This is a genomic window from Mesorhizobium sp. M0909 (genome assembly GCF_040319515.1).
In the GTDB taxonomy this organism is placed as follows: domain Bacteria; phylum Pseudomonadota; class Alphaproteobacteria; order Rhizobiales; family Rhizobiaceae; genus Mesorhizobium.
Genome location: NZ_JAMYOA010000008.1, coordinates 101,505 through 121,705, shown reverse-complemented (window position 1 = coordinate 121,705; position 20,201 = coordinate 101,505). Strand labels below are relative to the sequence as shown.

The 20,201-nt window shown below is 60.9% G+C and carries 21 protein-coding genes and 1 pseudogene; 7 read left to right on the top strand and 15 right to left on the bottom strand.

Annotated features, from left to right (window positions below; genetic code table 11):
* Window positions 1–5: 5 nt before the first annotated feature.
* Window positions 6–1,226 (bottom strand): beta-ketoacyl-ACP synthase I, encoded by a 1,221-nt coding sequence (gene fabB, locus NKH83_RS14950; protein ID WP_352475968.1) that lies wholly within the window; start codon window positions 1,224–1,226, stop codon window positions 6–8.
* Window positions 1,227–1,351: 125 nt separating this feature from the next.
* Entirely contained in the window at window positions 1,352–1,870 is a 519-nt protein-coding gene (fabA, locus tag NKH83_RS14945; protein ID WP_352475967.1) for a 3-hydroxyacyl-[acyl-carrier-protein] dehydratase FabA, read from the bottom strand.
* Window positions 1,871–2,110: 240 nt separating this feature from the next.
* On the opposite strand from fabA, the gene irrA reads away from it, so the two are divergent.
* Window positions 2,111–2,542 carry an iron response transcriptional regulator IrrA gene (irrA, locus tag NKH83_RS14940; RefSeq protein ID WP_023676913.1) on the top strand — a complete coding sequence of 144 codons (432 nt, stop codon included), beginning with the start codon at window positions 2,111–2,113 and terminating at the stop codon, window positions 2,540–2,542.
* 18 nt (window positions 2,543–2,560) lie between these two features.
* Window positions 2,561–2,911, top strand: coding sequence for a DUF4260 domain-containing protein (locus NKH83_RS14935; protein ID WP_352476077.1), 351 nt, complete (start codon window positions 2,561–2,563; stop codon window positions 2,909–2,911).
* An 82-nt stretch (window positions 2,912–2,993) separates the two neighbouring features.
* Here NKH83_RS14935 and NKH83_RS14930 read toward each other — a convergent pair whose 3' ends face one another.
* Window positions 2,994–3,551 (bottom strand): SH3 domain-containing protein, encoded by a 558-nt coding sequence (locus tag NKH83_RS14930; RefSeq protein ID WP_352475966.1) that lies wholly within the window; start codon window positions 3,549–3,551, stop codon window positions 2,994–2,996.
* 155 nt (window positions 3,552–3,706) lie between these two features.
* Between NKH83_RS14930 and NKH83_RS14925 the strand changes: the two genes are divergently transcribed.
* Window positions 3,707–4,708: a 2-hydroxyacid dehydrogenase gene (locus NKH83_RS14925; protein ID WP_254816279.1), complete on the top strand. Its 1,002-nt coding sequence runs from the start codon at window positions 3,707–3,709 to the stop codon at window positions 4,706–4,708.
* A 71-nt stretch (window positions 4,709–4,779) separates the two neighbouring features.
* Here NKH83_RS14925 and NKH83_RS14920 read toward each other — a convergent pair.
* The 12 genes and pseudogenes from NKH83_RS14920 to NKH83_RS14865 all read right to left on the bottom strand — a co-directional run.
* Window positions 4,780–5,262, bottom strand: a pseudogene (locus tag NKH83_RS14920) (GNAT family N-acetyltransferase); the annotation flags it as partial.
* On the bottom strand, window positions 5,259–6,020 hold the full coding sequence (locus NKH83_RS14915; protein ID WP_352475965.1) for a molybdopterin-synthase adenylyltransferase MoeB: 762 nt from the start codon (window positions 6,018–6,020) through the stop codon (window positions 5,259–5,261). The gene NKH83_RS14915 and the pseudogene NKH83_RS14920, both read right to left, overlap by 4 nt.
* 76 nt (window positions 6,021–6,096) lie before the next feature.
* Window positions 6,097–7,245, bottom strand: coding sequence for a DNA replication/repair protein RecF (recF, locus tag NKH83_RS14910; protein WP_352475964.1), 1,149 nt, complete (start codon window positions 7,243–7,245; stop codon window positions 6,097–6,099).
* A 26-nt stretch (window positions 7,246–7,271) separates the two neighbouring features.
* Window positions 7,272–8,390, bottom strand: a complete 1,119-nt coding sequence (gene dnaN / locus NKH83_RS14905) for a DNA polymerase III subunit beta (RefSeq protein ID WP_352475963.1) — start codon at window positions 8,388–8,390, stop codon at window positions 7,272–7,274.
* A 199-nt stretch (window positions 8,391–8,589) separates the two neighbouring features.
* Window positions 8,590–10,137 (bottom strand): chromosomal replication initiator protein DnaA, encoded by a 1,548-nt coding sequence (dnaA, locus tag NKH83_RS14900; RefSeq protein ID WP_502894179.1) that lies wholly within the window; start codon window positions 10,135–10,137, stop codon window positions 8,590–8,592.
* A gap of 839 nt (window positions 10,138–10,976) precedes the next feature.
* On the bottom strand, window positions 10,977–11,243 hold the full coding sequence (rpsT, locus tag NKH83_RS14895) for a 30S ribosomal protein S20 (protein WP_023676922.1): 267 nt from the start codon (window positions 11,241–11,243) through the stop codon (window positions 10,977–10,979).
* A 159-nt stretch (window positions 11,244–11,402) separates the two neighbouring features.
* Complete coding sequence (locus NKH83_RS14890; protein WP_254816283.1) at window positions 11,403–12,176, bottom strand: enoyl-CoA hydratase; 774 nt, start codon at window positions 12,174–12,176, stop codon at window positions 11,403–11,405.
* Between the two features lie 24 nt (window positions 12,177–12,200).
* Entirely contained in the window at window positions 12,201–13,091 is an 891-nt protein-coding gene (mutM, locus tag NKH83_RS14885) for a bifunctional DNA-formamidopyrimidine glycosylase/DNA-(apurinic or apyrimidinic site) lyase (protein ID WP_352805416.1), read from the bottom strand.
* Window positions 13,084–14,325, bottom strand: a complete 1,242-nt coding sequence (locus NKH83_RS14880) for a phosphopentomutase (protein ID WP_352475961.1) — start codon at window positions 14,323–14,325, stop codon at window positions 13,084–13,086. The genes mutM and NKH83_RS14880 overlap by 8 nt, the downstream gene beginning before the upstream one ends.
* Window positions 14,326–14,697: 372 nt before the next feature.
* Window positions 14,698–15,318 (bottom strand): TadE/TadG family type IV pilus assembly protein, encoded by a 621-nt coding sequence (locus NKH83_RS14875; protein WP_254816287.1) that lies wholly within the window; start codon window positions 15,316–15,318, stop codon window positions 14,698–14,700.
* A 31-nt stretch (window positions 15,319–15,349) separates the two neighbouring features.
* A complete protein-coding gene (locus NKH83_RS14870; protein WP_352475960.1) occupies window positions 15,350–15,910 on the bottom strand; it encodes a TadE/TadG family type IV pilus assembly protein in 561 nt (186 codons plus the stop codon).
* 152 nt (window positions 15,911–16,062) lie between these two features.
* Window positions 16,063–16,485: a pilus assembly protein N-terminal domain-containing protein gene (locus NKH83_RS14865; protein WP_254816289.1), complete on the bottom strand. Its 423-nt coding sequence runs from the start codon at window positions 16,483–16,485 to the stop codon at window positions 16,063–16,065.
* A gap of 344 nt (window positions 16,486–16,829) precedes the next feature.
* Between NKH83_RS14865 and NKH83_RS14860 the strand changes: the two genes are divergently transcribed.
* From NKH83_RS14860 to NKH83_RS14845, 4 genes are all read left to right on the top strand, one after another.
* Window positions 16,830–17,000 carry a Flp family type IVb pilin gene (locus NKH83_RS14860; protein WP_254816290.1) on the top strand — a complete coding sequence of 57 codons (171 nt, stop codon included), beginning with the start codon at window positions 16,830–16,832 and terminating at the stop codon, window positions 16,998–17,000.
* A gap of 152 nt (window positions 17,001–17,152) precedes the next feature.
* Window positions 17,153–17,671, top strand: a complete 519-nt coding sequence (locus NKH83_RS14855) for an A24 family peptidase (RefSeq protein WP_352475958.1) — start codon at window positions 17,153–17,155, stop codon at window positions 17,669–17,671.
* A gap of 188 nt (window positions 17,672–17,859) precedes the next feature.
* Complete coding sequence (gene cpaB, locus NKH83_RS14850) at window positions 17,860–18,675, top strand: Flp pilus assembly protein CpaB (RefSeq protein ID WP_254816292.1); 816 nt, start codon at window positions 17,860–17,862, stop codon at window positions 18,673–18,675.
* Window positions 18,672–20,201 carry a type II and III secretion system protein family protein gene (locus NKH83_RS14845; RefSeq protein WP_352475956.1) on the top strand — a complete coding sequence of 510 codons (1,530 nt, stop codon included), beginning with the start codon at window positions 18,672–18,674 and terminating at the stop codon, window positions 20,199–20,201. Before cpaB ends, NKH83_RS14845 begins: the two co-directional genes overlap by 4 nt.

The following is a 20,201-nucleotide window of genomic DNA, read 5'->3' as shown; positions in this document are numbered from 1 at the left end:
AATCCTTATGCGGAATAGCGCTGGAAAATCAGCGTAGCGTTGGTGCCACCGAAACCGAACGAATTGGACAAAACAGTGTCGATCCTTGCGTCGTCGATGCGCTTGCGCACGATCGGCATGCCTTCGAATTCCGGATCGAGGTTCTCGATGTGGGCGCTCTCGCCGATGAAGCCGCCTTGCATCATCAGGATCGAGTAGATCGATTCCTGCACGCCGGCCGCACCTAGCGAATGGCCGGTCAGCGATTTCGTCGATGTGATGAAAGGCATTTCCTCTCCGAACACCTCGCGGATGGCGCCCATTTCCTTGGAGTCGCCGACCGGCGTCGAGGTGCCGTGCGTATTGATGTAGTCGACTGGTGAAGTGACGGTCGCCATTGCCTGTCGCATGCAGCGTGCCGCGCCTTCGCCCGATGGCGCCACCATGTCGTAGCCGTCCGATGTGGCGCCATAGCCGACGATCTCGGCATAGATCTTGGCGCCGCGCGCTTTTGCGTGCTCGAGCTCTTCAAGAATCAGCACGCCGGCGCCGCCGGCAATGACGAATCCGTCGCGATCGACGTCATAGGCGCGGGAGGCGACCGATGCCCTGTCGTTGAACTTGGACGACATGGCACCCATGGCATCGAAGAGATCCGACATCGTCCAGTCGAGATCCTCATGGCCGCCGGCGAAGACGATGTCCTGCTTGCCCCACTGGATCAGCTCGTAGCCATTGCCGATGCAATGCGCTGACGTCGAGCAGGCCGATGAGATGGAATAGTTGACGCCGTGGATCTTGAACCAGGTGGCAAGCGTCGCCGACGCGGTCGACGACATCGCTTTTGGCACCGCGAACGGGCCGATCCGCTTGGGGCTGCCGTTTTTGATCGTGGTCTCGGCCGCCTCGACGATTGCACGGGTCGACGGTCCGCCGGAGCCCATCACGATGCCGGTGCGCTCGTTGGTGATGTCGGTCTCGTCGAGGCCGGCATCTGCGATCGCCTGGTCCATCGCGACATGGTTCCAGGCAGCACCCTGCGACAGGAAGCGCATGGCGCGACGGTCGATCATGCCCGACGGATCCAGCGTCGGCGCACCCCACACCCGGCAACGGAAGCCATGCTCGGCGAAAGAGTCGGAGAAGCTGATGCCGGATCTGGCATCGTGCAGCGAGGTCTGCACCTCGTTGGCATTATTGCCTATCGACGATACGATGCCGAGACCTGTGACTACGACCCGTCTCATTCGCAACTCCTTCCAGCGCGGACCTCCGAAACCTGAAATCGATTTCCGGAACGGAACCATGCGCAAAAATTAAAGTGCTACAGCGTCCTTTGGACGTCCAAGGCGTGGCACTGTAGGGTCTTCGTTCAGACGGCGGCCAATTGCTTGGAAAGACCGACCTTCAGATCCGTTGCCGCATATATGGGCTCGCCATCTGCCTTCAGCCAGCCATCGGCGATACCAAGCACAAGCCGACCGCGCATCACCCGCTTGAAGTCGACGCCATACTCCACCTTCTTGACCGTTGGCGTGACCATCCCTTTGAACCTCACCTCACCGGTCGACAGTGCCATCCCCTTGCCGGGTTCACCGAGCCATCCGAGATAGAACCCCGTCAACTGCCACATGGCGTCCAGGCCCAGGCATCCCGGCATGATCGGATTGCCGATGAAATGGCAGGCGAAAAACCACAAATCCGGCTTGATATCGAACTCCGCGCGGATGAAACCCTTGTCGAACGCACCGCCAGTTTCGCTGATCTCGGTGATGCGGTCGAACATCAGCATCGGCGGATAGGGCAGCTGCGCATTTCCCGGTCCGAACAGCTCGCCGCGGGCGCAGGCAAGCAATTCCTCGTAACCGTAGCTGGATTTCGAACCCGCCATCAATCTCGTCCCCGTGATCGTCCCGGGCGAAAGGCGCCCTTGTCGGTGGTTTCCTAACACAATCTGTTTCAGGCCGGAAACCGGCGTTTGCGCTTAACCTGCCCGTCTGCCCGGGTCAATGCGCGCTATTGATCGCATTCGGCCGACAGAATATATGTCAGGACACGTCCAGTTTCGGCAGATGCTCAATTTCTGCCATTTTGGACGTGTCTGAGGCGCAACTGTGAGCGCGACGGATAGATGGATCTGGGTTGCCGGAAGGATAATGTCGCTGTGGACAAGCGGGTTCGCGAGGCCGGTCTGAGGCCGACACGCCAGCGCATCGCGCTGGCCGATCTGCTTTTCGCCAAGGGCGACCGCCATCTTTCGGCCGAGGAACTGCACGAGGAGGCGCTTGCCGCCGGCGTGCCGGTGTCTCTGGCCACCGTCTACAATGCTCTGCACCAGTTTACCCAGGCCGGTCTTCTGCGCATCCTTGCCGTCGAGGGATCGAAGACTTATTTCGACACCAACACCTCCGATCACCATCATTTCTATATCGAGGGCGAAAACAGGATCTTCGATATCGACAGCGGCCCGGTGACGGTTTCCAACCTGCCGGAACCGCCGGAAGGCATGGAGATCGCCAATGTCGATATCGTGGTGAGACTGCGTCCGAAACGCTGCGACTGACCGGCGCCTTATGAATTCCTGGATTTGACGCTCCGGCTCGAATGGGTCGCAGTCGCGGTGGCGGCTCTTGTTTTCTATGCGATCGCTGGTGTTTCCTGGTGGTTATTTGCCGTGCTCATTCTGGCGCCCGACCTGTCGATGCTGGGCTACATGGCCGGGCCGCGCGTCGGGGCCGTCGCCTACAACGCCTTGCACATAATGATCTTGCCCGTTCTGCTGGCGCTTGTCGGCAACGTCTTTGACAATGCAATGGCGATGGCTGTTGCGCTGATCTGGATCGCCCACATCGCCGTTGACCGCGCTCTGCGATATGGCTTGAAGCTGTCGAGCAGCTTCCAGGATACCCATCTCGGCCGCATCGGCCACTAAACCATCCCCGAACCGAAGATCAGCGAAACAAGTGCCGGATCCGGTGCTTGCCGTGCTGGCCCGACCTGCGGTCCCGAAAACGTCAGTTCTTGACCTTTTCGCCGGGATAGGCACCCCAGACGAGCGACTGCGCGAGCCAGCCGGTATGACCGTCGAAGGTCATTTCGCACCACTGGCCATCGCAGGACTTGATCGTGCCCATCACCCCCGGTTCGAGGATCGCGATGACGCCAGCATCTTTTGCCGGGTCGTCCAGGAGGTTGACGCGAGCGTCCTTGCCGCGCTGCCAGGGGGCGACGATCGCCGTGCGGCGGCCCGAAAGCAGCGACTGATTGATCCAGCCTTCCGAGCCGTCGGCATCGCGCACACGGCGCCACGTATCGAACTCCTGGATGATCTCCATCGGCAGGCCTGGCTTCATATACATCCAGTCGACGGAATAATTGACGCCCGGCCCAACGCGCGAGTTGACGCGGCCGGATTTCAGGCTGACGAAGCGCGGCAGCGGCAAGCCGCTTGGTCCGAGCGTGACGCTCTGGGCGGGTGCCGCGGCACTTTGCGCCATCACCAGTGGGCTATGGATGAGAGCGCCGAGGAATGCTGCACGGAGGGTCAGGCGGAGCGACGCGAAACCAGACACTTTCGTTCCTTTCGGCGCCGGCCCATCGGCCTTCGCCCCTTTTTCTTTGTCTTCGGCGGAACCGCTTGTTACATGAATGACCGGTACCGCGATCGGCTCTCAGTTTCGCCGTTCTTGGTTAAAGAGGTCTCAACGAGATCGGGTTCGAGGAAACAATGGCAGGCAAAAAGAAGCCCCTCGTCATCATCACGCGCAAATTGCCCGACCCGGTCGAGACCCGCATGCGCGAGTTGTTCGACGCCCGCTTGAATGTCGAGGACAGGCCGATGACGCAGCCGGAATTGGTGGCGGCGGTCAAGGAGGCCGACGTGCTGGTGCCGACCGTGACCGACAATATCGATGCGGCGCTGATTGCCCAGGCTGGCGACAACCTCAAGCTGATCGCCAATTTTGGCAATGGCGTTGACAAGATCGATGTTGCGGCAGCGGCCAAGAAAGGCATCACCGTCACCAACACGCCGAACGTGTTGACCGAAGATACGGCCGACATGACGATGGCGCTAATGCTGGCCGTGCCGCGGCGGCTGGCCGAAGGCGCCAACGTGCTGACCGGCGACAAGAAATGGGCGGGCTGGTCGCCGACTTGGATGCTCGGCCGGCGCATCTGGGGCAAACGGCTCGGCATTGTCGGCATGGGTCGCATCGGCACCGCCGTCGCCAGGCGCGCCAAGGCCTTTGGCCTCTCGATCCACTACCACAACCGCCACCGCGTGCTTCCGGCAATCGAGGACGAGTTGGAAGCGACATATTGGGAAAGCCTCGACCAGATGCTCGCCCGCATGGACATTATCTCGGTCAATTGCCCATCGACACCGGCAACCTTCCACCTGCTTTCGGCGCGGCGGCTGGCGCTTCTGCAACCGTCAGCTTACATAGTCAACACCGCGCGCGGCGATATCATTGACGAGGAATCGTTGGTCAAGCTCATCCATGACGGCAAGATCGCCGGCGCAGGCCTCGACGTCTACGAGCACGAGCCGGCGCTGAACAGCAAGCTGCTGAAACTTGCTCACAAAGGCAAGGTCGTGCTGTTGCCGCATATGGGCTCGGCGACCCTCGAAGGCCGTATCGACATGGGCGAGAAGGTAATCATCAACATCCGCGCCTTCTTCGACGGTCATCGCCCGCCCGACCGCGTGCTGCCGCTGAGGGCGTGACCTGCCATCGCGCCGGCATGGTCTTGCCGCGGCAATCGAGCGTTCGTCTTTGGATAGCGTTTGCTTACGGGAAGCATCTTGCGCATGGTGATCGAGGTCGGCCGGTCGTAGCCCTTGTGCGCCGTCCGTTCGGTTTCACGAAAACCGAGGCGGGCAAAGGCTGCGTGATTTCCGGTCAGCTCGATCCGGGTCTGGAGCTCGATGGCGGTCCTGTTGTGGCTGCGGGCAAGATCTTCGACGGCCTGCATCAGCTGTTTTCCGACGCCTTGTCCCTGAAGCGTCGGCTCGACCGCGAGCTTTCCAATATAGAGGTCGTCTGCGCGCTTAAGGACGAAGACGCAACCGACGATCTCGTTTTCCTTCAGGGCCAGGAATGCTGTCTCCTCCAGCGCTCTAGCCCTGAGATTTTCAACGGTAAGTCGATGCGCCGAGGACGGCGGGTCAATGACGCCGTCCATGAAGGCGAAGGCGCGCATGATCAGAGCCAGGACCTCGTCCCAACGGTCAATATCGGCCGCAAGCTGCACAATGGAGACCTCGGCAGGCTGGCTCACGGGCTGGTTCGCTTGTAGCGGATCGTGTCGAAGCGTGCCGCCAGCGCATCGTAGAGCAGCAGTCGCCCGACCAGCGGCTCGCCAATCCCGGTGATCAGCTTGATCGCTTCCATTGCTTGCAGCGTGCCGATGACCCCGGTCAGCGCGCCGACAATGCCGGCCACCGCGCAGGACGGCACCAGTCCCGGCGGCGGTGCTTCGGGAAAAAGATCGCGGTAGCTTGGGTTCGACTTGCCGTCCGGGCCGGTCTCGAAAGGCTTCAATACGGTGACCGAGCCGTCGAAGCGGCCAACGGCGGCATGCACGAGCGGCCGGCTTTCGGCGGCGCAGGCATCGGCCACTGCGTATCGTGTCTCGAAATTGTCGGAGCCGTCAACGACGATGTCATAACGGGCGATGAGGGCAGGGGCTGTGTCTGCGGTCAGCCTGAAATTATGCTCTTCCACGACGACGTTTGGATTGATGCGGGTGATCGCAGCCTTGGCACTGTCGGTCTTTGCCATGCCGACCATGTCCGTGCCGTGGATCACTTGTCGTTGCAAGTTGGAAAGGGAGACACGGTCGTCATCGACGATACCGAGCGTGCCAACGCCCGCAGCGGCGAGATATTCGAGCACCGGCGCACCCAATCCGCCGGCGCCGATGACCAGCACCCGCGCCCGCTTTAGCCGCTGCTGGCCGGCGCCGCCGATTTCGGGCAGCACTATGTGGCGGGCGTAGCGTTCGAGCTCTTCGTCGGTAAGGGCGGCTGCGATCATCCCCGGACCTTATAACGGAGGAAAAAACTTGTCAGGCATCAATACGTGCCGCTCGGAAATGCGCCATGGCCGAAGGTCAAATGGTCGGCCTGACCTTACCGTGATCTACGGTCAGGAACTGCGCTCGTCCCTTGAGGCTGTCAAACAACGCGGCATCGGTCCCGGTCATGAAGGCCTGGCAGTTCAGTTCCTCCAGGATCGAGAACAAGGCCGCCCGTCGACCGCCGTCGAGATGGGCGGCAATCTCGTCGAGCAGCAGGATCGGCGTCATGCCCGATATTTCGCCGGTTAGCCGCGCATGCGATAAGAAGATGCCGACCAGCAGCGCCTTCTGCTCGCCGGTCGAACAGAGCTCGGCTGGCATCGCTTTGGGCCGGTGGCACACCACGAGGTCGGTACGGTGCGGGCCGTCGAGCGTGCGCCCGGCGGTGCGGTCGCGGTCGCGCCCCTGGGCAAGGGCGCGACGGAACCGTTCCTCTACGTCGACGGCCGGTAAAACACCGATTTCGCCTTCCAGTTCGCCCGAGATGCCGATGTCGGCTTGCGGAAACGGTCCGTCGCCGGGCAGCCGGTCGATCATGGCGGCGAGCAGGCGCACCAGTTCGGCACGCGCCGCGGCGATTGCCACGCCGGTCTCGGCCATTTGCATCTCGATTGCATCGAACCACGCACTGTCGCGCGAACCGTCGGCGAGCAGCCTGTTGCGGCCGCGCATTGCCTTTTCGTAGTCAAGCGCGCGCTGGCCGTGGCCGGGATCGATCGCAAGCACCAGCCGGTCGAGGAAGCGCCGACGATCGGCCGCCGGCCCGGGGAACAGGCCGTCCATAGCCGGTGTCAACCAGACCACGCGCAGCCATTCCAGCATGTCTTCGGCTGAGCGTGCCGCCGCGCCGTTGATCCGCACTCGCCGGCCGCCTTCGCCGTCGCTGCCCGCTATTCCGGTACCGATCTCGACCTGGCCTTCCGGCCCGTCAAGCCGAGCATGCAGCGCAAAGCCACCATCACCGCCTTCGCGCGCCACCTCGGCATAGGGTGCGCGGCGCAAGCCGCGGCCAGGCGTGAGCAGCGAGATCGCTTCAAGCAGATTGGTTTTTCCGGCGCCATTGTCGCCGGAAAAAACCACGGCGCCGGGATCAAGGTCGATTGCCAACGCCGCATAGTTGCGGAAATTCGTAAGTGTAAGCTTACTTATGTAGGTCTGCTGCGGTTTTGCAGATTTGGTCACGACAGCAAGATGGCCCCGTTCGGGCCCTACACCCGCATCGGCATCAGCACGTAGAGCGCGGTCTCGTCGGCCATATCGTGGATCAGCGTCGGGGAACCGGCATCCGCCAGCATGAACTTCGCCTCCGTGCCGGTCAGTTGCGCGGCAACGTCGAGCAGGTATTTGGCGTTGAAGCCGATCTCGATCGGATCAGACGAATAGTCGGCCGCCAGTTCCTCGGTGGCACTGCCCGAATCCGGGTTGTTGACCGCAAGCGTGACCTGTCCTTCGGCGATCGAAAGCTTCACCGCCCGGCCGCGTTCGGACGAAATGGTCGAAACGCGATCGACGGCAGCGGCGAAACTCTGGCGATCGATAATCAGCTTCTTGTCGTTGCCGGTCGGAATGACGCGCTGGTAGTCCGGGAAAGTGCCGTCGATCAGCTTGGAGGTCAAGATAACGCTGCCGATGGTGAAACGGATCTTGGTGTCGGACAACTCGGTGGTGACTGCAACATCGGGATCGTCGACCAGCTTTTGCAGTTCGCTGACCGTCTTTCGCGGGATGATGACGCCAGGCATACCCTCAGAGCCTGCCGGCGCATCGATCTCGGCGCGCGCCAGCCGGTGGCCGTCGGTCGCGACAGAGCGCAGCTTCAGCTTGCCGCCGGTCTCGTGCGTGTGCAGATATATGCCGTTCAGATAATAGCGCGTCTCCTCGGTCGAGATGGCAAACTGGGTCTTTTCGATGAGGCCCTTTAGTCCGACGGAATCGAGCCGGAAGATATGCGAGAACGACCCGGCTGAAAGTTCGGGAAAGTCGGACTGCGGCAGGCACTGCAGGCGGAAGCTCGAGCGCCCCGACGTCACCGTCATGGCGTTGCCGTCTTCGTCGGTCTTCAGCGCCACCTCCGCGCCGTCGGCAAGCTTGCGTACGATGTCGTAGAGCAGATGCGCCGGGACCGTTGTCGCCCCGCCGCGTTCGACCTTTGCCGGCGTCGCTTCGGTCACCTCCAGGTCGAGGTCGGTCGCCTTCATTTCAAGGCTGGCCCCCTCGGCGCTGAGCAGCACGTTCGACAGGATCGGAATGGTGTTGCGCCGCTCGACCACGCGGTGAACATGGTTGAGAGACTTCAGGAGATTTGACCGTTCCAGGATAACACGCATGACGAAACAGGCTCGCTTGAATGAATGAACGGGTCTCCGGCAAGCGGCGCCCCGCGAAAGGTCTGAACAGGCTCAGAATCTGCGTAAACTGACAGGAAAAACCCGGCAAACGCAAGCCCGCGCCACCGGTTCGGACCGGCTGCGCGGGCTTTCTGGGGATAAAAAGGCCGAAGTTCGCGAGCCGGCGTTTTTCGGGCCATCAGGCCTGGTCGTTGATCAGCCTTCTCAGCAATTCGAGTTCCTGCGCCAGTGTGTTGTCGGCACCGGAAAGATCCTCGATTTTGCGCACCGCATGCAGCACGGTCGTATGGTCGCGGCCGCCGAACCGCCGCCCGATCTCCGGCAGCGAGCGCGGCGTCAACACCTTCGACAGATACATAGCGACCTGCCGCGGCTTGACGATGGTGCGTGTGCGCCGGTTGGACAGCAGTTCGGTCTTCGACACGTTGTAGTGGCGCGCGACGATGCGCTGGATGTCCTCGATACGCACCCGCTTCGGTTCACCCGAACGATAGATGTGGCCGAGGATCTCGTCGATGCGGTCAATGGTGATCTGCGGTTCGAAGGATTGGCGAAACAAAAGCTGGTTGAAGGCACCTTCGAGCTCGCGCCCGCTGCCGGTCACCGTGCGGGCGACGTGGTTGAGTATCTCTTCGGAAATATCCAGCGACGCATCGTCGAGCTTGGCGGTGGCAAGCCTGAGCTTGAGCATACCGATACGCATGGCGAAATCCGGGGCCGACATTTCCAGCGCGACGCCGCCGTTGAGGCGCGAGCGGACGCGTGGCTCCAGCGACTCCAATTCGGACGGCGGCCGGTCGGCAGCGACCACCACCTGCTTGGCGCTGTCGAGCAGCATGTTGATCAAATGGCAGAATTCGTGCTGGATCGACTTGCCCTGCAGGAACTGCATGTCGTCGATGATGAGGAGGTCGATGTCGCGCAGCTGTTCTTTCAGCGTCAGTGCGTTGTTGTCGCGGATCGCGGTGGCGAACCGCCACATGAAATACTCAGCCGTAAGATAGACGACCCGCGATTTCGGATTCTGCTTCAGCGATTCTGCGGCGATCGCCTGCAACAGATGCGTTTTGCCCAGCCCGACCGTCGCGTGAAGAAAGAGCGGATTGAAACGCACCGCGCTCGACTGCGATTCCGCGACCGCCTTGGCGGCGGCAAAAGCCACTCGGTTCGATGGTCCTTCGATGAAGGAGGTGAAAGTGTAGCGTGGATCGAGCGGCGAACCGAGAACATTGTGCCGGAACTCGGTTTCTGCCGGCATCCCCGGGCGGGGTGCCGGGACCCGTTCGACCCTGCTGGGGCTCGCCGTGCCCGCAGAGAGCGCGGTTTGCGTCTGCCTGGTCATCTTGCGCGCCGGCGCCACTTCTGGCTCGACGCTGTTGCGGCCCTGCCGTGTGGCGGTGCGAACCACGATCTCGATCTTGAGGATCTCCGGATCCTCGTGCTTCCACAACTCGGTGATGAGATCGAGATAGTGGCCGTTGATCCATGAACGCAGGAATGCAGTTGGCACTGAGATGCGGACAATGCCCTTAGAGGATTCAGCGACCTTCATGCGCCCGAACCAGCTCGAATAGACCTCGGTTCCCAGACGCGCCTTCAACTGGGCCTTGACCCGATCGAACTTCTGTTCAGCTTCATTGGAAGCCGCCATGTCGTTCCTTCCGACTAACGTTCCAGGAAATGGGAGGTCGCCTGTAAGCTCCCTTTCGATGCCGCCGCTCTGCATGATCGAGTTCCTTGTCTCTTGTACCTGTTTTCCGCCGGGGATGCGCCTCCTGCATCCATGTTTCCGGCGACCGTGTCTTCGCTGCGACACCATCGCCGCCGCCGGCTGATGAATCGCCTCGTTGTCGGTCCGGCGCCGAAGCGCCGATCCGCTTTGGTCATGTCAGGGCAACAAAATGCCGTCCGGCGAAAAACCGCCGGCGCACCGTCGACCTGCCATGTACAATTACGCCAGTCCCCTACCGTATCGAAAAGACAAACCAACCCCGTCCGCGGAGTTGAATCCGCGCTGTAAACTCTGCCAATTTGAGCTGGCCGGTTTCAGGCTGGTCAAGGGCCAAGGGCCCATCCCTTCGATGGACAGACCTTACCGAAATCGCTGTGGATAGGGCAAGGCCACCCCTAACGGATTTTTAAGGAATCTGACTAGCAAGGGACGTTTCGAACGCCATGCTGCAATAGTTGATTTTGACAAAGCCATTGTGATTCAAACCCTTTTCCGGCGAATATGAAAAAGGCCACACAACGCGAAATTTTCTGAAATAATTCACTTGACAGCCAATTGTCGCCTATCGGCCGCAGCTGATGTGAACAAGCTGTGGATCACCATCGGTAAGCTTCTGAAAGGAAACGGTAATCCGTGACGCTCGGAAATTTTCGTATTGGCGGTTTCGGAGGCTCCGAATATGAGCGGGCATGTATATGCCGGCAAAGCATTTCGAACTTTGAAATGCTCGCGGAGCGCCATTTTGCGGGCTTTCTTTTAAGTACTTGCCGGCAAACGAAAAAACCCGGCGCGATTGGCCGGGTTTGAAGTAGCGCAGTTCAGGAATGGATATATCAGGCTGACAGCACCTTGACCCGTTGGGCCAACCGCGACACCTTGCGCGATGCCGTGTTCTTGTGCACCACGCCCTTGGTCGCGGCGCGCATCAGTTCCGGCTCGGCCACCTTGAAGGCAGCCTGTGCGGCCGCCTTGTCGCCAGCCGCGAGCGCCTCTTCGACCTGGCGGATGTAGGTTCGGACGCGGGAGCGGCGGTTCTTGTTAATCGCTGCGCGACGGGCGATCTTGCGCGTTGCCTTTTTGGCCGAGGAGGTATTGGCCATGGTGCCTCTCTTCTGATCTGGTGGGCGCTTGCGGGATACCGCGGGGCGCAAAAAACAAACGGGCAGCCACAGGGCCGCCTCGGCTGGTGCGGCTTATAGTTCAGCTTTTCCGGCACGTCAACGCTGCAGTGCTTTCTTTTTAACCGGTGCCTCGTCATCTCATCGGTTCGTGAAATTCGGCTTCCGCTTGCCGGTGAAGGCCGCCATGCCTTCCTTCTGGTCATCCAGCGCAAACAGCGAATGAAACAGCCGGCGCTCGAACCGCAGACCCTCGGTGAGCGTCGTCTCATAGGCGCGGTTGACGGCCTCCTTCGCCATCATCACCGACGGCAAGGAAAAATCGGCGATCTTCGCTGCTGCCTTAAGCGCTTCCTCGATCAACTCGCCGGCTGGCACGACGCGCGAGACAAGGCCGGAACGCTCGGCCTCGGCTGCGTCCATCATTCGCCCCGTAAGGCACATATCCATCGCCTTGGACTTGCCGACGAAACGGGTCAGGCGCTGCGATCCGCCCATGCCGGGCATGACGCCCAGCGTGATCTCGGGTTGGCCAAACTTGGCGGTATCGGCGGCGATGATGAAGTCGCACATCATCGCCAGTTCGCAGCCGCCCCCCAGCGCATAGCCCGCCACCGCCGCGATGATCGGCTTTCGTGCCCGCGTAAATTCTTCCCAGCCGACGAAGAAATCCTGCACATAGGCATCCACATAGGAGATCGACTGCATTTCCTTGATATCGGCACCTGCCGCGAAAGCCTTCTCCGAACCAGTGATGACCATGGCGCCAATGTCGGCATTGGCGCCCATGCTGTTCACCGACGCGACCAGTTCCGCCAGCACTTGTGAATTCAGTGCGTTGAGCGCCTGCGGCCGGTTCAGCGTAATCAGCCCGACCTTGCCGCGGGTTTCGACGATGATGGTTTCATAGCCCATGCTTTGCTCCTCCTCGCTTCTGGTTTAAGCCTGACAGGCCCGGCAGTGGAAAGTCGAACGACCGCTTTGCACGATACGCTCGATGTGGCCGCCACAACCAGGCTTGGAGCAGGCTTCGCCCTCGCGATCGTAAACCGCGAAGGAATGCTGGAAGTAGCCCAGCGATCCATCGGTCTGCATATAGTCGCGCAACGACGAGCCGCCGGCGGCGATCGCATCGGCGACGACCGAGCGGATAGCTTCGGCCAGGCGTTCGCTCTGCTCTTTGGCTTTCTTGCCGGCTCTCGCGAGGGTGCCCGCTTCGCGCAGCGGCGACAGGCCGGCCCGCCAAAGTGCTTCCGAGACGTAGATATTGCCTAGCCCGGCAATTAGCCTCTGGTCCAGAAGTGCCGCTTTCAGCGGTGACTTGCGACCTTTCAGCAACGAAGCGAGCAGCGTGCCGTCCAGTGCGTTGCCTGTAGGCTCGACGCCTAATCCCGCCAGCATCGGATGCATGTCGGGCTTGCCTTCCGAAAACAGCATGAACCCGAAGCGGCGCGGGTCGTTGAAGATCACGCGAGAGCGGACGCCGGCAGGGGATGCGATGTCGAAGACGACGTGATCGTGAGCAGTGTTTTTCGAACGTTCGTGGTGGAACGCGCCGGGCGTTGCGCTCTCGTCGGCCGTTTCGATGCGAAACGAACCCGACATGCCGAGATGGCAGATCAGAACCGGGCCGTTGGCCATGTGCATTGTCAGATATTTGGCACGGCGGCCGAGCGCCGCAATCGTCTTGCCGGTCAGCCGCTCCGAAAATCTCGCGGGGAACGGAAACCGCAAATCCGGCCGGCGTGCCTCGACACCGACAATGCGGGCACCTTCAAGGGCCGGCTGCAGACCGCGCCTGACCGTCTCTACCTCCGGCAGCTCAGGCATGGCCACCTATCTTAGCATGGAAGGAGGTGCCGTGACGGCCGCGCGCCAGCCCGAGATGTTCGGCGACGGTTTCGCCGATGTCGGCAAATGTCATCCTCAGTCCGATGTCTGCGCCTTTGAAACCCGGCCGTGTCCCGATAACCGGAATCCGCTCGCGCGTGTGGTCGGTGCCGCGCCACGTCGGATCGTTGCCGTGATCGGCGGTCAAAATGAGCAGATCGCCTGGCCTCAGCTGTGCGAATGCCTCGGGCAGGCGCCGGTCGAAAGCCTCGAGCGCGGCGGCATACCCCGCAACGTCGCGCCGATGCCCGAACTCGGTGTCGAAGTCCACAAAGTTCGCGAAGACGAGGTCGCCGTCGCGCGCGTCTTCCATGGCGCCGAGCGCTTTGTCGAACATCGCCATGTTGCCGGCAGCCTTGCGGACTTCCGAGATGCCCCGATGGGCGAAAATGTCGCCGATCTTGCCGACTGCGATAACCCGGCTGCCGCGCGCCGTCAGCCGGTCGAGCAGCGTCGGTTCCGGCGGCGGTACGGCATAGTCGCGACGATTATGCGTTCGCTCGAACGTGGCGGCGGTTTCACCGATGAACGGCCGTGCTATGACGCGGCCGATATTCAGCGGATCGACGAGCCTGCGCACCACCTTGCAGAACTCGTAAAGCCGTTCCAGGCCGAAATGAACCTCATGCGCGGCGATCTGCAGGACGGAGTCGATCGAGGTGTAGCAGATCGGCTTGCCGGTACGGATATGGTCTTCGCCGAACCGTTCGATAATCTCGGTGCCCGGAGCATGGCAATCGCCGAGGATGCCAGGCACCTTCCCTTCACGCACCATTGCTTCGGTCAACTCGGCCGGAAAGGCCGGAATCGCGTCCGGGAAGTAACCCCAGTCGAAACGGACCGGCAGGCCGGCTATTTCCCAATGGCCCGATGGCGTGTCCTTGCCGCTCGAAACCTCTTGGGCCGCGCCGTGAAAGGCGGCGGCAAGCGGCGCACTGCCGGCATTCTCGAACCTGAAACCCGTCGCCGTTGCCGCGGCCTGGCCGAGGCCCAGCGCAAGCATGTTTGGTACAAGAAGGGGCCCGTCACGCAGGCCTTCGCGATCGGCGCGGCCTTCCGCGCAGGCCCGCGCGATGTGTGCGAACGTGTTGGAGCCGGTGTCGCCATAGCGTTCGGCATCGGCCGCGCCGCCGATGCCGAAGGAGTCGAGGACAAAAAGGAAGGCGCGTGCCATCGAAAGGTTCATCATTGCCTGTGTGTTGGCTCAGACATAGGGTTCCGCGCCGCCATTGGCAATTCGGAAACCCAAACAGCACGGTTGGCATGCTGGTCCCGGAGAGACGAATCGCGGCATGGTCGATCGGCGGATGGAAATGCGCGGCGCGGAGCTCGCATGAGGCTTGCCCTGACAGCATTCGCCGCCGTACTGGCTTTGCTGCTGGAGGGGTCTTGCGCAAACCTGGCGCGCGCTCGGAACGTTCCGTATTGGTATCGTCGCCGAACCGTTGCCGGTCCGAGGGACGATGTGCCGGCTGCAGCCATCGTGCGTCTAGTCTCGGCCCGCGGGTGCAAGCAATAGCAACAGACCGTTAGCGGGCTTCAGGCGTCAGCAATCGCTGCACGGAATGGTCGGGCTCCTGCGCGGCCGCAGATAATAAGTTTCCGCCATTGATATCGAATTGAAGACCGAGCTCAACCCGAACCGGCTTTGGCCGTCCGCCGACCAGGTGATGATTGGCTTGTAGGCGAGATCGCTTTCGACCCGAATGAGGAAAGTGCCTTTGATCTTGAGCGCGCTCGGGACCGTTGTGGTGGAATCCTTGACGGCGTCGAGGCTAGAGACGCCATCCACCAGTTTGCGCGACCACACGACCAGGACTTTCGGCGTCGTCTCGTTCGTCACCTGTATCGCCGTGATAATGATCTTCGGTTTCGAGCGGTTGTAGGGCTGGAGCGTGGAACTGCCGATCGCCATGATGGCATCGACATCGGCCGCCTTGATGGTCTGCTGCTGTGTGACGAGGTCCGCTACCATGCTGCCGATGCGGCTGACCTTCTTGCTGGTCTCGATGGCTTGCGAGGCCTCCATTGTCATAAAGTACATGATCAACAGGACAGGCACGATGAGGGCAAACTCGACGGCCGCAATACCGCGGCGGTCCGAGCAAAGCCGGACTGCTCTTGTACAAATCCCTGCGATGCCCAGTTGTGCCCCCGCACGAATCATGGCTTTTGCCCTTTTCAAGCGACTAGGTGGTTCAGTTGTCGAAAGGCTCGTTTTGCCAAGTGATCGAGGCGAAATGCAGCGTTTTGCCGTCCTTCAGATTGGCCATCGATTTGGCCATGAAGTCGGTCATCACCGGCCATTTGTAAAAAACCCGCAGCATGTTTCTCGACTCCGCCAGGCCCGGTGCGACCGTGAAGGTCTGTGTGCTCGTGCCCTTGGTCAGCACGACGTCGCCATCCTGGATCTTGAAACCGGCCAGCGCCGCATCGGCGAAGGTCGGATATTCGCGCAAGTCCACCAGCAATCCGGGACAGGTCTTGGCGACCATGATCTCCAATTTGGTGCAGATCATATCCCGCAGCTTGGTGCCGGACACATCGGCCGGTCTTAGCTGGCCGGTACGCAACTGGCGCGCGATGTCGTCTGTGGCGTTTGCCATCACTTCCTGTGCGGCAAATGAAATGCAGCTCTCCAGTACGGCGAAGACAAGAAGCGCGAAAGGAATTGCAAGCATGGCGAATTCGATTGCCGCGCTTCCGCGGCGGTCGCCCAAAAACCGTCTTGGAGAACCTGCTCGTCCTGCCTTGCTCATGTCCTCTGCCCGCCGATGCCGCTTCTGTATCGGTCCCACCCTTAGTCGGAACCGATTGAAGTCCGGTTGGAATGACCGTTAAATTCAACGGGAAGGCCTTAACCCGGCCATAACCGAAGCACGTTCTCGCCAAAGACGGAGACGTCGGCTAGCTAATGCCCGGCGCTCATCTCGGCTTCAGAGGCCTTCTCGGCATCGCTCTTATACGAGCTTTCGCAATATGGCGCGCAGGACATCGTCTGCACTTCGGCGCGTCGATAGATGCGCACCGACGCCGCCGCCTGGCGCACGACGGTTATTTGCTCATCGACGATCGGGTTGCCCTCCTGATCGAGGACGACAAGATTGGTGACGCCAAATCCCTTGCCGGTCAGTACGATCGTCGATGCGTCCTGCACGGAGGCGTCGGCGATCGCCGGATTGCCGACGACAATCGTATCGGCGGCGCGCGACAATTTGATGATCTTTGCCTGGTTCATCGTCACCTCGATGCCGGCGCCGGCCTTGGCTGGAAAGGCGAAAGCCGCTGCGGCACAAAGCACGGCAACTGGAAATGATGATCTCGGCCCGGCCATTGAGGCGCCCCCTTGGCAAACTGTTCAACGAAACATGAACGAGATTGGTGAACCAACCGTTAAGCGGCTGGAGTCCAGGATCAAGCCGGAACCGGCATTGGGCCTAGCCGGCACGGCTGGAACGTCTTTGCCGAATTGCGCCTTTTGCGCCTTTTGTCGGCCCGGGGTCCTAGCGGCGGGTATTTTAGTTCTGGGTTAACCACGCAATGCCATCGAAGCGGGAAAGGAATCGGTAAGCCTGTTTATTAAGCCGATTGAAACAGCTTCTCCTTAGATTCGCAGTATCCGATCAGCCACCAAGAGAAGTTGACGGAAGTGCTGTAACAATTGGAGTAGGAGCTCAAATGTCTAACCTCATCGCACGTTTTGTGAAGGACGAATCCGGCGCGACCGCTATCGAATACGGTCTGATCGCCGCTCTCATCGCGCTCGCCATCATGGTCGGCGCCACCTCGCTCGGCACCGCGCTGAACGCCAAGTTTGACAAGATTGCCACCAAGGTCAACGCTTCGTAAGCAACAACATTCCGTTGCTTCCCAATAAGGGCCGCCGCACTGGCGGCCCTTATTTAGTCCTACGCATGATTTTGAACTTTAGACCTCATCAATCGTTAATCGAACATACCTAGGCTGGGACCGGGTACAGTTTGACCACAGGCGCCACGCCCATGCTTGAAGCCGTGATCTTCGTCGTCTTTCCATTCTGCATGCTTTTTGCCGCGATCTCCGACATGCTGTCGATGACGATCGCCAATCGCGTGCCTGTGCTGCTCGTCGTTGTCTTTGCCTTGGTTGCGCCCTTGACCGGCATGGACTGGGCCACCTATGGCGGGCACTTCGCCGCCGGCGGCCTGGTTCTTGTAGTGACATTCGGCCTGTTCGCGCTTGGCGGCATGGGCGGCGGCGACGCCAAGCTCCTGGCCGCCACTGCCGTATGGATGGGACTGAACATCCATCTCGTCGAGTATCTTGTCACCTCGACATTCATCGGCGGTCTGCTGACCCTTGCCATCCTCGCCTATCGAAAATCGCTGCTTGCCGCCGTCACAAGCCACAATCGGTTCCTGCGCCATTTCGCCGATGAGGCGACCGGCGTTCCGTACGGCATTGCGCTTGGCATTGGCGGTCTGCTCACCTATTCCGACTCACCGTTGATGGCCTGGGCGCTTACCAGGCTGGCGGGCTGAATTTCGCTTTCCGCCGTTGGCGCCGAGCAGGCGAATTGGCCACGTTTTCCTTCGGGCCAGAGTTGTCGCTCTAATTTATGTAAACCTTAAATTAATCACGATCGTAAGTATAACATTAACCTTGTTTTGACGATTGCCGCTGCAAAGTCCGGCTTGGCTAGTGGTTTGCCAAGGCGAGGTTCGGACAGATGCCAGCATCCCGATTAATTATTCTAGGCGTGGCGATAGCCGCGGCCGGCGGTGCAGGCTATGTCGCGAAGAACATGGTTGTGGCTCCGCCGCCTCCAGTTGTCGATTCCGGTCCTCAGGCGCCGGCGATCGCGCTGCAGGATGTGCTTGTTCTTTCCGGCGACGTTCCGATGGGCAGTCCGCTTGAAAACAACATTTCCTGGGAGTCATGGCCGTCCGCCGGCATCAACGCAAATTTCATCACCCGCGCTGCCGAGCCTGAAGCGCTGGACAAGCTGAAGGGCGCCGTCGCCCGCGTGGCGCTCTATGCCGGCGAGCCGCTGCGCCGCTCGAAGCTGATCGGTGAAGGGCAAAGCTTCATGTCGTCGATCCTGCCCTCCGGCATGCGGGCTGTCGCCACAAGCATTTCGGCCGACACCTCGGCCGGTGGCTTCATTCTTCCGAACGATTTCGTCGACGTCATCATGACCCGCAGAACCGATGCCGCCAATGGCGGTGGTCCGGGCTTCACGACCGAAACTATCCTCAAGAACATTCGTGTCCTGGCGATCGACCAGACCATTCAGGAGGATGAGGAAGGCAAGAAGACCAGAGTCGGCCAGACCGCCACCCTGGAGCTGACGCCGCAGCAGTCCGAGATCATCACCGTCGCACAGCAGATGGCGGATCGCCTGACACTGGCGCTGCGCTCGATCAAGGACAGCCAGGACAAGAATGTGGGCGAGGCCGACTACCTGGTTTCCGGCAATGGTCGGCGCGGCACCGTACGGTTGATCAAGTCGGGCGAAGTTTCCGAGGTGGGGGCAAGGAAATGAGGCTAAAAACCAAACTGCCGCTCACCCTGGCTGTGGCGATCGGCCTGTTTCTCCTTGGAACGAATGCATATGGCATCCTCGATGCCAGTGCGGCGGGCAATGCCAGGGTCACGGCTTCGACCGCCACCCAGCGGGTCAAACTCGGACTCAATAAATCGGTGGTCATCGACCTGCCGAGCGATGCCTATGATATTCTCGTCGCCAACCCCGCTGTAGCCGACGCAGTGACCCGCACCGCCCGCCGCATCTATCTGTTCGGAAAGGCGGTCGGCGAGACCAACATCTTCGTCTTTGGCCCGAATGGCGAGCAGATCGTCAGCCTTGACCTGGCGGTCGAACGCGATGTTGCCGGGCTGGAGGACTATATCAAGCGCTTCATCCCGTCATCGGAGGTCAAGGTCGAGTTGCTGAACGACAACGTCGTTCTGACCGGAACCGTCGACACTCCTCTTGACGCCAAGCGCGCGGCTGATCTGGCAAACATCTTCGTGTCCGGCGGCGAGGCTACCACGGGTCAATATTCGCAGACCGCTGCCGGCGGTTCGGCCGAAGCCGGCGTCGCCATCGACAACCCGGATGCCGAGCGCCGCGTCAGCCAGATCGTCAACCTGCTGCAGATTATCGGCGACGACCAGGTGACGCTGAAGGTGACGGTTGCCGAGGTCAGCCGCACGGTGATGAAGCAGCTCGGCGTCAACATGGTCGGCAACGGCAGCAGCAACGGCATCAGTTGGAGCGCTCTCACCACGCCTGCATACGGATTGGGAAAGCCACTGTCGCAATATTCGGGGGCGGCGATCGGCAGCTCAACTCTTCAAGCGTACATAAACGCCATGGAGCAAAGCGGTGTCATGAAGACGCTGGCCGAGCCGACTCTCACCGCCGTTTCCGGCGAGAAGGCGACCTTCAAGGTCGGCGGCGAATTCAATATCATCACCGGCCGAACAAGCAACGTTTCAAACGACAATCAAACTGGCCAGATTACCTACGAGCACGAACGCCTTGAATATGGAATTGGGCTCGAATTCCAGCCGGTCGTGCTCTCGGCGGGCCGCATCAGCCTGAAAGTGAGGACGTCGGTTTCGGAACCTACGACCGAAGGCGCCGCAGTCCTGGAAGGAGCCGGCGACTTACCCGGCACCACTTTGCTGTCGATCCGCAAACGCCTGGCCGACACCACGGTGGAATTGCCCTCCGGCGGTTCCATGATGATCGCGGGCCTTGTCCGCGACGACATCAGGCAGGCGGTTGCCGGGCTGCCCGGCCTGACCAAAATACCGGTGCTAGGCACGCTGTTCCGCAGCAGGGATTTCGTCCGCAACGAGACCGAACTCGTCATCATCATCACGCCCTATCTGGTGAAGCCGGTGGCGCGCAACGATCTTGCCAAGCCGGATGACAATTTCAACGCAGCCAGCGATGGCGCCGGCATGTTCCTTGGCCGCGTCAACCGCGTCTACGGCACCATGCAGACCGACAAGCCCAACGGCCGCTATCACGGCGTTGTCGGCTTTATCTACAAGTAA